Origin of the sequence: Hydrogenophaga sp. NFH-34 (assembly GCF_021401345.1) — a bacterium.
GTDB classification, from domain to species: Bacteria; Pseudomonadota; Gammaproteobacteria; order Burkholderiales; family Burkholderiaceae_C; genus Hydrogenophaga; species Hydrogenophaga electricum.
Genome location: NZ_JACBGE010000010.1, coordinates 24572 through 37795, shown reverse-complemented (window position 1 = coordinate 37795; position 13224 = coordinate 24572). Strand labels below are relative to the sequence as shown.

Annotated in this window: 17 protein-coding genes; 8 read left to right on the top strand and 9 right to left on the bottom strand. The window is 60.9% G+C overall.

Translation table 11 applies throughout. The features are described from left to right. Positions 1 to 15 precede the first annotated feature (15 nt). The 6 genes from L0977_RS11020 to L0977_RS10995 form a co-directional block, all read right to left on the bottom strand. Complete coding sequence (locus L0977_RS11020; protein ID WP_234264915.1) at positions 16 to 1164, bottom strand: succinylglutamate desuccinylase/aspartoacylase family protein; 1149 nt, start codon at positions 1162 to 1164, stop codon at positions 16 to 18. A gap of 7 nt (positions 1165 to 1171) precedes the next feature. After that, on the bottom strand, positions 1172 to 1885 hold the full coding sequence (locus tag L0977_RS11015) for an ABC transporter permease (protein ID WP_234264914.1): 714 nt from the start codon (positions 1883 to 1885) through the stop codon (positions 1172 to 1174). A gap of 3 nt (positions 1886 to 1888) precedes the next feature. Next, positions 1889 to 2575 carry an ABC transporter permease gene (locus tag L0977_RS11010; protein WP_234264913.1) on the bottom strand — a complete coding sequence of 229 codons (687 nt, stop codon included), beginning with the start codon at positions 2573 to 2575 and terminating at the stop codon, positions 1889 to 1891. 12 nt (positions 2576 to 2587) lie between these two features. Then, a complete protein-coding gene (locus L0977_RS11005) occupies positions 2588 to 3427 on the bottom strand; it encodes an ABC transporter substrate-binding protein (protein ID WP_234264912.1) in 840 nt (279 codons plus the stop codon). Between the two features lie 170 nt (positions 3428 to 3597). Beyond that, complete coding sequence (locus L0977_RS11000; RefSeq protein WP_234264911.1) at positions 3598 to 3927, bottom strand: hypothetical protein; 330 nt, start codon at positions 3925 to 3927, stop codon at positions 3598 to 3600. A gap of 130 nt (positions 3928 to 4057) precedes the next feature. After that, a complete protein-coding gene (locus L0977_RS10995) occupies positions 4058 to 4345 on the bottom strand; it encodes a hypothetical protein (RefSeq protein ID WP_234264910.1) in 288 nt (95 codons plus the stop codon). A 78-nt stretch (positions 4346 to 4423) separates the two neighbouring features. On the opposite strand from L0977_RS10995, the gene L0977_RS10990 reads away from it, so the two are divergent. From L0977_RS10990 to L0977_RS10960, 8 genes are all read left to right on the top strand, one after another. Then, positions 4424 to 4717 (top strand): G5P family DNA-binding protein, encoded by a 294-nt coding sequence (locus tag L0977_RS10990; RefSeq protein ID WP_234264909.1) that lies wholly within the window; start codon positions 4424 to 4426, stop codon positions 4715 to 4717. 10 nt (positions 4718 to 4727) lie between these two features. Beyond that, complete coding sequence (locus tag L0977_RS10985) at positions 4728 to 4931, top strand: hypothetical protein (RefSeq protein WP_234264908.1); 204 nt, start codon at positions 4728 to 4730, stop codon at positions 4929 to 4931. Between the two features lie 157 nt (positions 4932 to 5088). Beyond that, complete coding sequence (locus L0977_RS10980) at positions 5089 to 5973, top strand: rolling circle replication-associated protein (RefSeq protein WP_234264907.1); 885 nt, start codon at positions 5089 to 5091, stop codon at positions 5971 to 5973. Between the two features lie 9 nt (positions 5974 to 5982). Continuing rightward, positions 5983 to 6111, top strand: coding sequence for a hypothetical protein (locus L0977_RS25440; protein ID WP_267966419.1), 129 nt, complete (start codon positions 5983 to 5985; stop codon positions 6109 to 6111). A gap of 407 nt (positions 6112 to 6518) precedes the next feature. After that, complete coding sequence (locus L0977_RS10975; protein WP_234264906.1) at positions 6519 to 6764, top strand: hypothetical protein; 246 nt, start codon at positions 6519 to 6521, stop codon at positions 6762 to 6764. Between the two features lie 12 nt (positions 6765 to 6776). Continuing rightward, on the top strand, positions 6777 to 8009 hold the full coding sequence (locus tag L0977_RS10970; protein WP_234264905.1) for a hypothetical protein: 1233 nt from the start codon (positions 6777 to 6779) through the stop codon (positions 8007 to 8009). A 98-nt stretch (positions 8010 to 8107) separates the two neighbouring features. Further along, the gene (locus L0977_RS10965; RefSeq protein WP_234264904.1) at positions 8108 to 8428 is read left to right on the top strand and encodes a DUF5455 family protein; all 321 of its coding nucleotides are present in this window, start codon (positions 8108 to 8110) and stop codon (positions 8426 to 8428) included. Beyond that, a complete protein-coding gene (locus tag L0977_RS10960; RefSeq protein WP_234264903.1) occupies positions 8428 to 9288 on the top strand; it encodes a zonular occludens toxin domain-containing protein in 861 nt (286 codons plus the stop codon). The genes L0977_RS10965 and L0977_RS10960 overlap by 1 nt, the downstream gene beginning before the upstream one ends. Before the next feature lie 17 nt (positions 9289 to 9305). Here the strand turns inward: L0977_RS10960 and L0977_RS10955 are convergent, their stop codons facing one another. The 3 genes from L0977_RS10955 to mobH all read right to left on the bottom strand — a co-directional run bounded on the left by L0977_RS10955 (position 9306) and on the right by mobH (position 13158). Then, on the bottom strand, positions 9306 to 9569 hold the full coding sequence (locus L0977_RS10955; RefSeq protein ID WP_234264902.1) for a hypothetical protein: 264 nt from the start codon (positions 9567 to 9569) through the stop codon (positions 9306 to 9308). Between the two features lie 518 nt (positions 9570 to 10087). Continuing rightward, a complete protein-coding gene (locus tag L0977_RS10950; RefSeq protein ID WP_234264901.1) occupies positions 10088 to 10423 on the bottom strand; it encodes a hypothetical protein in 336 nt (111 codons plus the stop codon). A gap of 329 nt (positions 10424 to 10752) precedes the next feature. Then, positions 10753 to 13158, bottom strand: a complete 2406-nt coding sequence (gene mobH / locus L0977_RS10945; protein WP_234264900.1) for a MobH family relaxase — start codon at positions 13156 to 13158, stop codon at positions 10753 to 10755. Positions 13159 to 13224 lie beyond the last annotated feature (66 nt).

Genomic DNA, 13224 nt, shown 5'->3' with positions numbered 1-13224 from the left:
GGCTCGGGCAGAGGTTCAGAATCCCAGCAGATCGCCGGTACGGAAAGGGGTGGCGCCGGCGATCTTGCCGATTTCACCGCCGGCGACCACATAGCGGTCTTTGACGGCCGCGTAGAGCACACCGTCGACGCCCGCCTTGACCGGGTGCACGCGCGAGGCGCCGGGCGCGGTGGGGTCGATCACCTCGGCCACCACGTCACCGGTCGTCACACGCGTGCCGGGGCGAACGGTTGGCACCAGCAGGCCGGGCAGGGGCGCACGCAGGGTCTGCGAGCCGGCCAGTGGCGTGGGCTCGCAGGGCAACGGCGGCGGTTCGGCGGATGTTTGCCCCGTGGGGGCCCGGAGCACGCCCAGGTGGGTCAGGTAATGGGCGATGGCCAAGGCGTCTTGCGCGGCCAGGTCGTGCCGCACCTCGGCTTCGCCCCGCAATTCGACCGTGGCGCTGGCGCAGCCCTGGGGCAGGGGAGCGGGGTTTGGGGCCTCGGCCAGGCGTTCGGCCAGGCGCCACCACAGACCGGACAGGCGTTCATCGAACGGACCACCGCCCGACTCGCGGGCCAGCAGCACGGCCTGGCAACCGAGCCAGGCGGCCAGGGGGGCCAGGGGAGGCCAGCAGGCAGCTTCGCTGTAGAGGTGCATGACCGCTTCGGCGTCGCAATGCAGGTCCAGCACCACGTCGGCATCGTGCGAGAGCAGCAGCAACTGCCGCCGCAGGCTTTGCAGTTCGGTCGGTGCCTGCCAGGCTTTCAGCCAATGCCCGACCGCTTCACGCACCGCGCGCACATTGGCTGACGCATCGGCTCCCAGCCGGTCCTGGATCGCGGGCCACACGGCTTCGGCCAGATCGGGGTAGCCGCGGTTGAAGTTTTCGGACGATTCGAACTCGAAGCGGCCCTGCGCATGGTGGTCCAGGCGCTGGGCCAGCCCGATCGGGTTGGCGGCGGGCACCAGAACCACGCGGCCCTGAAGGCGTCCGTCGGCTTCGGCCTGGTCGAGCAGCGCGCGCAGGTGGTGGGCAACCAGCATGCCCGGCAGCTCTTCCGCATGCAGGCTGGCCTGGATGTAGACCTTGGGCGACGCGCCCTCGGGCCCGTAGCCGAAGCTCACCAGGGTTTTCTGCACGCCCAGACTGGGACTGAGCAGGGGGTGTTCGGTACGCTGCATGCGGGTCTCAGTGGGTGCGCGGCGCCAGATGGGCGAGGAAGCGCCGCTCCGCCAGCCGGAACAGGCCCACGAGCGAGAACGTGATCAGCAGGTAGATGCCGGCCGCGAACAGGTAGGCCTCGAACGGCAGGTAGAAGGTGGAATAGATGCGGCTGGCGGCCGACGTGACGTCGAGCATGGCCGGCACGGCGCTGGCCAGGCTGGTCGCGTGCAGCATCATGACCACCTCGTTGCTGTAGGCAGGCAGGGTGCGGCGCAGGGCGCTGGGCAGCACGATGCGTCGCATGGCCTGGCCGCGGGTCATGCCCATGGCCTGGGCGGCTTCGATTTCGCCCGCGCTGGTCTCCCGGATCGCGCCGGCCAGCATCTCGGCGGTGTAGCCGGCGGTGTTCAGGCTGAAGGCGAGCAGGGCGCAGAAGAAGGCGTCCTTGAAATAGATCCAGGGCCAGACCTCGTTCCAGCGCGCCTGCAGCCATTCGAACTGTCCCAGGCCGTAATAGATCAGGTAGAGCTGGATCAGCAGCGGCGTGCCGCGGATGACGAAGGTGTAGGCACCGGCCACCCAGCGCAAAGGCGCGATGGAACTGGTCAGCGCCAGCGCGCACAGCAGGGCCAGCACAGCGCCAACCACCAGCGAAGCGCCCAGCAGGCTGAGCGTGGTGATCAGACCGTCACCGTACAGGGCCAGGTTGGCCGGTTGGAAAATGATGTCCCAGCGCATGGATCAGACCTGCCCGCGCTTGACGCCGAGGCTGTAGCGGCGGTTCAGGGCCCGCAGCGCCCACAGCGACAGCGAGGTGTAGAGCAGGAACAGCGCGGCCGTGAACAGGTGGAAGTTGAACGGTTCGCGCGTCGCGGCACCCGCCTGCAGGGCCAGATAGGTCATGTCCTGCAGCCCGATCAGGCTCACCAGCGCCGTGGCCTTGATCAGCACCAGCCAGTTGTTGGTGAAGCCGGGCAGGGCGTAGCGCACCATCTGGGGCAGCGTGATGCGCAGGAAGGTGCGCAGGGAGCCCATGCCGAAGGCCCATGCCGCTTCGGCCTGGCCTTTGGGAATCGAGAGGATGGCGCCGCGGAACGTTTCGGTCATGTAGGCGCCATAGATGAAGCCGATGGTGAGCACCCCCGCCACAAAGGGGTTGATGTCCACCGAGGCCTTGCTGCCCATCAGAGTCAGCAGGTGGTTCAGGCCGATGGTGCCGCCGTAGAAGATCAGCAGCATCAGCACGAGTTCGGGAATACCCCGGATCAGCGTGGTGTAGACGGTGGCCAGGGCCACCAGCGGCGGCCGTCCGGACAGTTTGGCTGCAGCGCCCAGCAACCCCAGCACGATGGAGACCGCCAGGGCTGCCAGCGAGACGCCCACCGTGAGGAGGGCGCCCTGCAGGATCGATGCGTAGTAACCGGACAAACCGCAGACGCCTTACTGGCCGTACACGTCGAAGGTGAAGTACTTCTTGGCCACGGTGTCGTAGACGCCATTGGCGCGGATGGCCTTGATGGCGGCGTTCAACTCGTCCTTGAGTGCGGTGTCTTCCTTGCGCAGCGCCACGCCCACGCCATCACCGATGTACTTGGCGTCGCTGATTTCGGGGCCGACGAAGGCATAGCCCTGGCCCTCGGGCTTGCTCAGGAAACCAGCGGTCACTTCCACCGCGTCGGCCACGGTGCCGTCCAGGCGGCCGGACTTGATGTCCAGGTACACCTGATCCTGCGCGGCGTACGGCGTCACCGTGGCGCCGGCCGGCTTGAGTTCGGCCATGGCGTACTTTTCCTGGGTGGAGCCCTTGAGCACGCCAATCTTCTTGCCCTTGAGCGATGCCAGGTCGGTGAAGTTGGTGTCAGCCTTGGTCACGATGCGGCTGGGCGTCTTGTAGTAGCGGTCGGTGAAGTCCACGACCTGCTTGCGCTCTTCGTTGATCGTCATCGAGCTGATGATTGCGTCGTACTTCTTGGCCTGCAGACCCGGGATCATGCTGTCCCAGACCTGTTCGACATAGACGCATTTGCGCTTGATCTCGTTGCACAGCGCTTCGGCGATGTCCACATCAAAGCCGGTCGGCTTGCCATCGGCGGTCTTGAATGTGAAGGGCTCGTAGGTCGGATCGATCGCTACCTTCAGCTCAGGCAGCTCGGCCGGTGCCGCGGGCGCCGCAGCGGCAGCCGGTTCGGCGGCAGGGGCCGGCGCCGGTTCTTCCTTCTTGCCACAACCCACCAGCGCAACGGTACCGATCAGGCCCGCGGTCAGAATCAGATGCTTCATGAAGTTCCTCGATGAAAAAGATGAGACAGGATTGGACTCCTGCCAAGGAGTTTGATTGTAGGTCTGGGCAGTCCAATTCCCGGTCCAGTCGGGCTGGTGTTTGCCCGTACCACTGAGAGGGTTCACAGCAAGTTCTGCGCCTGGCTGTTGGTGATTCCGCTTTTGATACTTTACATAATATACAAGGGGGAGTATGCCGTTAGCAGGGCAGAGCTAACCGCCAAAACTGCCATTGCCGCAGTTGTTGCCCCACCCAAAATACGGCGTGCCATGCGCTGGCGGCATGCGCTTTCCTTTTCCGATTCGACCGCTGCCACAAGCGCCCATTGTTGGGCGTCCTCGCCTAGTTCCTCGGCCAGCGCGTAGGCAACGGCGGGGCTTAGATGTTCTCGTCGCTTGGCGTTGTGGAGCGCGGTTCTTTCCAGTCCAAGGGATCGCGCCCACTCTGGGGGAGTCTTCACCTTTAGGGCTTGGTCGAGTAGGTCCATGGTGGATTTCATGGTGCGTTCCTGTTGCTTGATGTTGACAAGTTGGCAATGGTAATGCCGAAAATGTTGTCAAGGTGACTACGCTCTGATATGGTCCGGACCGTTGCCAACATGACAACGGAGCCGCCTTGAACCCTGCCCGCTACCTCTCGGCCTTCATCGGCGGCAAGTCCGCAGGTTGGGTGCTTGCCTCGATCTGCGGCGTGGTGTCCCGCCTGGGCAGTCGTGGCCTTTCGACCATTCGCGATTCGTTGATGCCGTCGCGTACTGCTGCCTTGATCACCAGGTACAGCACCCAAAGCGAAACGATCAGCACCACGACATCAATCGCGGCTGCAAAAACCAGCATCCGCGTTAGTTCGGCTTCCAGTGCCTTTGCGTTCCCGCTCATGGCAATGGCCCATAGCCGTTCAAAGTCTGCAAACCACATTTTTTCAACCTCCTTCGTCTCGCCATTTGAACAGGCGCGGGGCGGGGGATTTTTTTCGCCTGTTCGTAGGAGCCACCAATGTTGAAAGTCACCATCACGTCTACCGCCATCCGCGAAATGAAGGGGGTGGGTAAGACCTCTGGCAAGCCGTACCACATGGCTTTCCAGACCGGCTGGGTTCACACCTTCGAGCGCGACGGCAACCCCATGCCGTTTCCCGAAAAGATCGAACTGAACCTGGATCGCAACGAAGCGGGCGATTTCCAGCTGTACCAGCCGGGTGAGTACCAGTTGCACCCTTCTTCCCTGTACGTGGATCACAACGGCGGTCTGTCGGTGGCTCCGCGCCTCGTCGCGGTCCGCAAGGGTTGAGGGGTGCGCCATGTTCGCCCCTGTCCCTGAAATGCCGTCTTTGACGCGCATTCAACTTCTCGGCCATATCGCGGCGGCGGCTCGCCTCGCTTTGGCTGAAAACGAGATGGCCGACACCTGCAGCGTGACGTTCAACGCCACGCCTCAGGGGTTGGAAGTCGAGTGCACGCTTTTCGTCGGTGGGCAACCTCTGGCGGGCTGGGGTGCCGGATGAAGCGCGATCACCAGTTCGTCTTCACCGCGCCTATGCGAAAGGGGCCATGGCGTCGTGTCTTCACGTCTGCCAGTGCCTTTGATGGCTACATCAAGCATTGGCTTCAGAACGTCGGGCCTGTGCATTTCGATGGGCCGTTCGTTGCCAGGGGGGCATTGTGACCCCTCAGGCCTATGACGATTGGTCGGCGCATCAAGCCCGTCTTGATGTGCTTGCTGCCATGTCGGCGGAAAAAGCGGCCGTAGGCGCCACCGCGCACGCGCGCAGCGCGGGCTCGGTGGCGTCGGAGGGCGCTGGGCTTGTCTCATCTAAAACAAGTCTTCCTGACTTGTTTGTGAACCTCTCTCCGTCTGCGGTAGCAGAGCGGCGAGTGAAGCGCCTCAAGCGCAGTGTTTGGGCCTCTGGTCATTTGCATGCCATGGCGGATCGCGGCCATAGGCCGCCCGTGTGCTGGTTTGTCACGCTGACCTATCGCGGGGTCGATGACTGGCAGGCCGACCACATTTCCAAGGCAATCCAAGGGTATCGGAATTGGTGCAGGGACAACCGTATCCCGTGCCGATACACATGGGTTGCCGAATTGCAGGGCCGTGGCGCCGTGCATTATCACCTTCTCTGCTGGCTCCCTCGCGGTTTCAGCATGCCGCATTGGGATCGCGCAAAGGGGCGGCGTGCCAAGTGGTGGCCCCATGGCATGACGAACACCCAAAAAGCAAAAGCGGGTGTTGGCTATCTCATGAAATATCTCTCCAAGCTCGGAGAACAAACCCGTTTCCCGAAGGGACTTCGTCTATATGGAATCGGCGGACTCAACAAAGAGGGGCGGGCAATCCGTTCCTGGCTCAATCTCCCCGAATGGGTCAAGGCTTCCCACGGCGTGGGAGACGTTAAACGGTTATCGAGTGGCTTTGTGGTGCTCAGAACGGGGGAAGTCCTCGAACCAGCTTACAGAGTGCAGCAAGTGCCATCGGGTTTCCTCTTGTGTCGCCTTCGCGAACTTCCTTCGCGATTCCATAGCGGGCCGTATTCGACCCTGCATTGAGAAAAAGCCATGAACAGAAAAACCCTTTTCATCCTCGCTGCTCTGGCGCTGCTCGCGGCCTGTGCATGGGTGCCGCCTCATCCCGATATGAGTCCTGGCGAAATCATGTGGCGTAAAAGCGTGGGGATCATGCGGTGACAGATATATCTGTTACCGATATGCAGTGTGCCGAATTCTGGCTTCCTGTTGTTGATCATGTCGTCAAGTATTCCTTCGAGCATGATTTTGTCTTTTTTCTTATCACTCTCTTTCTAGGTTTTTTGGGCGGGCAATTATGGACTGGTCGAGCGTTCCTCATCTTTTGCAAGCCTCGCTTGTGGCTTCGCTCTGTTTTGCGTTCTTCCTCGGCTACCGATCAGGGGACAAAACATGATTGATCTGATTTTTATCTCCAAGCTCGTGGCCTCGTATTTCGGCGCATGGGCCATGGGTTTTAGCGTTGGCAAGTCCGTTGCTTGGACTCGGGCCATTCGCAACGCTGCCTGATTTCTCCCATTTTGGGAAAACCGCTCCCGGGTCGGCTACCCGGTTTTCTGGAGTTTGAAATGCAAGTCATGATCCGCAAATACGGCGCCGCCGGCGCTTCCCTGGTCCGTCGCGCCTCCGTCGGTGTGGTGTCCCTGGGCGTCAGCGCTGCCGCCATGGCGCAGGCCGATCCGTTCGACGCTGCGCTGTCGGAGATCACCGACAAGGTCAGCGGCTACGGCGCGGCGCTCGTGGGCCTCGCTGCTGTCGCCGTGGTCTTCTTCGTGGCGATCAAGTACGTGAAGAAGATCCCCAAGGCATCCTGATCGGTGCAGGCCATGAACATGTTTCGTCGAGTTCTCGCGGGCCTGTTCATGGCCCTTTTCTTGCCGTGTGCGTCTGCTGCGCTCATTCCTTCAACAGCGCAAACACAGTGGCGGGTGTCCCTCATCACTAGCGAAAGCGGCTGGCGTTCAACCATGGAAGACGCCTGTCTCGTCTACACCCAAAAGGCCTTCCTTGGTATCACGTATTCTGGTACGTCGCCACGCTGCAACTACAAGGATATTGGGAATCAAAGTTTGATCTTCCGGACTGTTCAGGTCTGTCCTTCAAACAGCACATTGACTGGCCCATCCTGTGCCTGCAACAGTGGCTATGTAGAGCAAGGTGGTCAGTGCGTCCCGGATGACCCTCCCGACACCTGCGAGCCGGGGCAGACCCGCTCTGGCACCTTCTACCGTGGTTGGCACACGAAGGCCGACTCAGTTGATACCTACGATGATCCCGGGCAGCCTGAGCAGTTCTGCGACGGCCAGTGCCGTTATCAGCAGACCAATGATCCTATTGAGTCCTGCGACAGTGAGGAGAACGAGCAGGGCGTCCACGTCTACACCTGCACCTATGTTTACATGAATACGGGGGTGACTTGCAGTGTCGACACATCTGGTCCGGGGGTCCCGGATAACGGCTGCCCCTCTGGTACTTGTACGCCTCCTGGCACTGACCCGGGTACCGACCCCGGTGACGGCGACGGTCCTGGTGATGGCGGCAGTCCTGGGGATGGCGATGGGCCTGGTCCGGGCGACGGCGACGGTCCCGGTGATGGCGACGGCGACGGAAACGGCGACGGTCCCGGTGATGGAGATGGAGACGGCTCCGGTTCAGGAAACGGCTCGGGCTCGGGGTCCGGTTCAGGCAACGGCTCTGATGGCGAAGGAACAGAGCCGTGTGGTGCGCCAGGACAGCCCGCCTGTTCAGTACAAATAAACGAGGACGGTACACCCGATGGCAGTGGCCTTTTCGATGGCCTCTCTGATGCTGCCGACAATCTTGCCGAACATGACTCTATTCAGGGCGCCATAGACCGCATTGTCGATAAAGACCTTGAGCCCTCTTGGACGTGGTCTTTTCAATTGCCAACGGGGTGTGCCCCTCTGAATCTTCCGGCTTTCGGTTTTTCAATTGATATGTGTCAATATCAGCCAATGATTCACGACATCATGTCGCTTATTTGGATCGGAACAACCATATTCTTTTTGATTGGCCTTTTCTTGAGGGCAGGTGATTGATATGTTTGTTTTGATTGTTTCTGTACTCATACAGCTTTTCTGGATCGGGATTACCGCATTCTGTTTTATTGGCTTCTTCTTGAGTTTGAGGGGCTGAAATGCCGGCTTTGGCTGCTTTAATTGGTGCAGTATTCACTCAGCTTGGTTTTTTTCTTCTAAAGCTGTTTCTTGCCCGTGCTGCGATTCGCGCGGTCGGCGTTACTGCGATCATTGCTTTGTCAGTTGGTTTGGTTGCCACGTTCAATGAGTTCCTGGCACCTCTAGTTCAATCTGCCTTCATGACCTCCTACGGTCAATTTATAGGACTGGCGTTCCCGCCCATTGCGGGGACCTGCCTTGCGACAATCGTTTCGGCTGTTGGCGCTGTTTTCGTCTATCGGCTGAAGGTTCGCTTCGTTGAATCGACTGCGGGGGTCTGATGGCTGTCTATTCGGTTGAAGGGAAGTTGGGTACCGGAAAGACAAAATTCTGTGTCTGGATGGCAGAACAGGCATTGCTTGCAGGTCGCCGGGTTGCATCCAATGTCGATTTAAGAACAGAAATTCTCAATCCATTCAAAAAATGCAGTTATGTCCGGCTTCCGGATAAGCCGTCTGCTTTCGACCTTGAGGCCATGGGTCATGGAAACCCTGAAAGCTACGATGAGGATAAGAATGGACTTTTGATCCTGGATGAGCTGGGAACCTGGCTCAATTCTCGTTCATATCAAGACAAGGGCAGGGCGGGCCTTCTTGATTGGCTCATTCACGCCCGTAAAATGGGCTGGGACGTGTTTCTGATAGTCCAGGATGCGGGCATGATTGACAAACAGGTCCGGGAAGCTCTTATTGAATACCAGACAAGGTGTATGCGAATGGACAAAGTGCGTATTCCTTTGGTCGGTCGCCTGCTTTCCCTTTTCTCTAAGAAGTGGGGATATTTTCCGAAATTCCATCTTGCGACTGCGCGTGTCGGATACGGTGCGAATCAGCTTGTTGCGGAGCGTTGGAGTTTCCTCGGCACCCACCTTCACGCGGCATACGACACCCGCCAGGTGTTTCGTGCCGACTACGAGCACGGCCCGTTCAGCTACCTGCCCCCATGGGATTGGATGCCGAAACAATCGGCGTGGTCCAGACTCCTAGCACGGGTGAAAGGCAGGTTCGGTCCTCTCGCAAAACCGCCACTCAGGCCCAGCATCAGGGCCGTGTATTTGATCGACAGGTTGCGCGTCGAGGGGCACATATCAGCAGATCGTGCGGTCGAACTCGCCGCCCGGTATGTTCGCGGTCTTGCCTGACTCTCGGTCACGGTAACTTACAAAAGCAGCATGCATGCTGCTTTGACGCTTGCAGATAGCGCGTTCTGAGCGCGCCTAAGGTTCTTCCACCATTGCGGCGTTGCTGCCTTCACCCATTCAACGATCTGCGGACGTGCTACCACCAGCGCGGCCTGTGCCGACCTGATCAATCTGCCTATGCGCGTGCTCGGCCGCTGGCCGTTCCATACGGGGCGCCCAAAGGGCAAAACCATCTGAACAGCCATCGCGTCGGGAAACTGACGAAAGTTCTTTGCAATCATGGTTTGCCTTTCAGGTCACCGGGCCCCTAGATTCGGAGCCCTTCGTTTTGGGTCTTTGTCGACCAAGGGCCTTTTTGGCCCCTGTCGCCGTTCCCCTGAGTTCATCGCCCGACCAGAGGACAGACGGCGGCGGGCGGGCTTTCAAGGGGGGAAGCTTTGTAAAACTCGTTTTATGAATACCCCCCTTGAAAGCCCGAACGGCGGCGGCTAGCCTCAGGGAGGTAAGCGAAGAACTCAGGGGAACGGTGATAGGGTGAGAGGCTTCGGAACGCCAATGACGCCGCGCGGCGAGCGCCCCAAGCGGCAAAGCCGCTCTGACTGTGTTTCATTTCTCCGCAATCAATCCCATTGGCCTACCGCCAAAAGCGGAGCGGTTCACGGCCACGTAGACACGTAGGGACGTAGACACGGAACCCGCGTAGACACGCGGATCATGTAGACACGTAGTGCGAATGGTCCGCGTGCGAGCGGGTGTAGTGCGAGTCCCGTAGTGCGAGTGGACGGGAATCGCGGAGCGCTCAGACCCTGAAGATTGGAGCGTTGGCGCTCCCGAAGTCCATCTTCTGAAGCTGCTCAATCTGGAGCCGCAGCTTCTGGTTTTCTCGCTGCAAAGCCATCGCCCATGAGTAGTAGCGGGCGGCCTCGTTCTGCGCTGCGGTGTCGGCAACGCTGATGCCCCAACGTGTTTCCCAAAACATGGCCAGCATCACGGCGCGGGGTGCTTGCTCGGCGGCGCTGTAGCGCTGTAGCGTCCGCCCGGAAATGCCCAGGTGCTTGGCAACCTGGGCGGTGGTTGCTGGCATGTCGTTCAGCATGATCGAAAGCGGCGGCAGTTGTCGGGGCGTTCGGAACATGGGCGACATTTTGTCGGGGACCTCAGACGGTGATCGCTCGATTTGCGCCCAGCAGCTTGCCCACGCTGCCCGGCCACTTTCTGAAACTTGACATAATATACATTGTGGAATCTTACGGAGGCCGTAAAAACGGGCCTGAGCCCGTTCAACCTTCCACACTGTTTTCTCAACTTTCGATCAGATGCCACAACTGGTGTGTGACGCCCTTCGCAGGTCCCAAGCAAGTTGGTTTCCCCTGATGCACGGTTGCAATGTAGTCATCATGACTGACTCTGTCAAACTTTTTCAACGCCCCCTGTCAGATCTACCAGTCATTCGGCACCAGCCTTTCAAACAAGTTTGAGGACCGGGTTGACCGGTGGCACAGGCACGACCCAGCGGTCCGGCTGAGTGAGTACCACGGCGCTGAGCTTGCCAACAGGCACGCCACCGCGCCCGATGACCTGGTACTTCAGGATGTTGACCTTGCCGGGTCCCATCAGGTGCCATCCCGCCTTGATCACTTCGCGCTGCACCTGCAGCGCCTGGGCCTCGACCTGGGCATCACTGGCTGCACCAGTTTCTGCGGCGTAGGTACGAAATACCAGCGGCGAGACCAGCGCCATGCCCTCGGCCACGAAATGCACCAGCGCGCCCGTCTCGTTGTACTTCAAGGCCCGGCTGGACAGGCCTTGCTGCAGCCATTCGATGAAGGCGACTGCAGCAGGAGTGGGTTCGCTGGGCCTGCCGGCGGTCTCATGCGGCAGCTCCGGCAGGAACGGACTGAGAATGACTGGCGCAGTCTGGAACTGTGTGGGAGCCGCCCTGGCAAGCACCTCGGGCGGCGGCCCAGAGCGAACCAGAAGCGGGCGATCTGCAGGCAGCGCAGGCAGGCTCGGCAGGGTGCTCGTGTCGCGCTTTGCGGCAGGTGCTGCGGAGTTGGGCGCTTCATCTCCAGCCTTGGATGCCCGTCTGCCCACTGATGCAGGTGCCTGTGACGTTGCGGCTCCAACTGATGCAGTATTCGGGGCGGATTGTTGGGCTTCCTGGGTTTGCGGCAGCTTCGGGAAGTCCTTGAAGGCGGCAGCGTCATCCTCGAAGTCGAGCCACTTGTCCAGCGGTGGGTCCAGGCTCGCTGAAACAGACAATGAGGCCGGTGCTGCCTGCCGTGATTCGCTCGGGCTTTGCTCACGCTGCGGAACCTCCAAAGAGACGCTGTTTGACCGTGGTGAGCCTTGATTCGGCCCGCCTGGTCTGGGAGCCGCCGCCTTGGTCGCTTCTGCCGGCTTGCCCGGCCGCTTGAAGGCAGGCGCTCGCAGCGGTTCGGCTTTGGGTTTAGCCTGCTTGGCTGCGCCAGATGCCTCCTGATGACCCGCGCCGGCAGTGGGTGGCCGGGTGGCCTGCCCGGTGTCGCTGTTTGGTGGAGTGTCCGCGCTCTCATTCGGTGCCGACTTGTTCCCCGATCCAGCTACGGGGCGAACCTCTGGCACATCAGATGATTCGTTGGCCGTCTCGCCCGCAGCTGCTCCACGCTTGACCTGCACTTCAATGCGCCCACGCATCGGGGGTGGGTATGCCGATGCATCCTCGAACACCTTGTCCAGCGGAAATCTGAGCATGGTCAGCGAGTGGCTGTACGAACCATCGCTCTGCCCTGCCCCTTGCAAAGGAGCCGCTGCAGCAGACTCGGAACCGTCCACGGCCGTGCCCTGCACCAGCGCATACCAGATGGCTTGCCCACTTTGCGGGTTGGGCTGGATGCAGCCGTACTCCTGCCATGTGTCGAACAGCCGATCATTCTTGTTCTCGCCTGGAACAGCCTCGTCCGGGTGGTGCTGGCGAATGTGCTGCCTCACCGCATCGGCCAGCCGTTTGGCAACAAACCAGATGCTGCCTTCGTAGACCCAGCCAGCGGCACCGGAGCGGTTCAACGGCAAGGCGGTGCCACTCCTGAGCATCTCGCGCACCGATTGCATCAGCAGGTCGATCAGCGGGATGCTCGTGGCGGTCGTGAAGCGCTCGCGGCTGCCGTTGGCCAGCGCCTGCTGTGTCGAGGTCTGGTCGGCCTTGCGCACGAGCTGGGCCAGCATGCTGCTCTTGTCACTGCCAGAGAGATACTGCGTCAGAGCCTCGAACGCTTGCGGCCGGCGCGCCAAGAAGCTCAGCGCGGTGGCTGGCGCCACCTGTTGCAACAGAATCGTGGCCAGGCGGGAATGTGCCGCATAGTCCCGCGCCGACTTCGGTGTGAACTCCACCAGGTACTCACCACCAGGCCGTGATTGCACCATGGCCGTCAGCGGCCCGGACATCGGAACCCAGCGCAACGGCGCCTCCATGCCGGTGCAGATCCAGGCGATGCGCAGGTCGGCCATGATCTTGCCGATGTCATGCAGCAGCGCTGCGAAGAAGACCACATAGGTCCACTCGTCGCGCTGAGCGTCCATCTCCTCGACGCTCGCACCTTCCGGGAAGAAGTGACCGTTGCGCCAAGTCATCGCCGCCAGCGTCATCTCCAGCGTGTGTGACAGCAGCCCACCGACATGGGCGTGGTGATGCGACTCGGAAGCGGGCATGAGCTGCACGTACTCCGCATAGCGGTGGACCGCTGGCAACAAGTCCCGCTCCCAGACGATCTGCGCCAGGCGCGACTGGCGCCACATCGTGTCCAGCACCTTGCCGCCGTGCACCAGGCGCAGCAGGTCGGCCGCTGGCAGCACCTTCAGCCACCCGTCGGCGTGGCCACGGACCACCGGCATGGGAGGATCGACCTCATCGGTTGTCGCACGCGGTGGGATGGCGGGTGCTGGTGCAACGCTGGATGC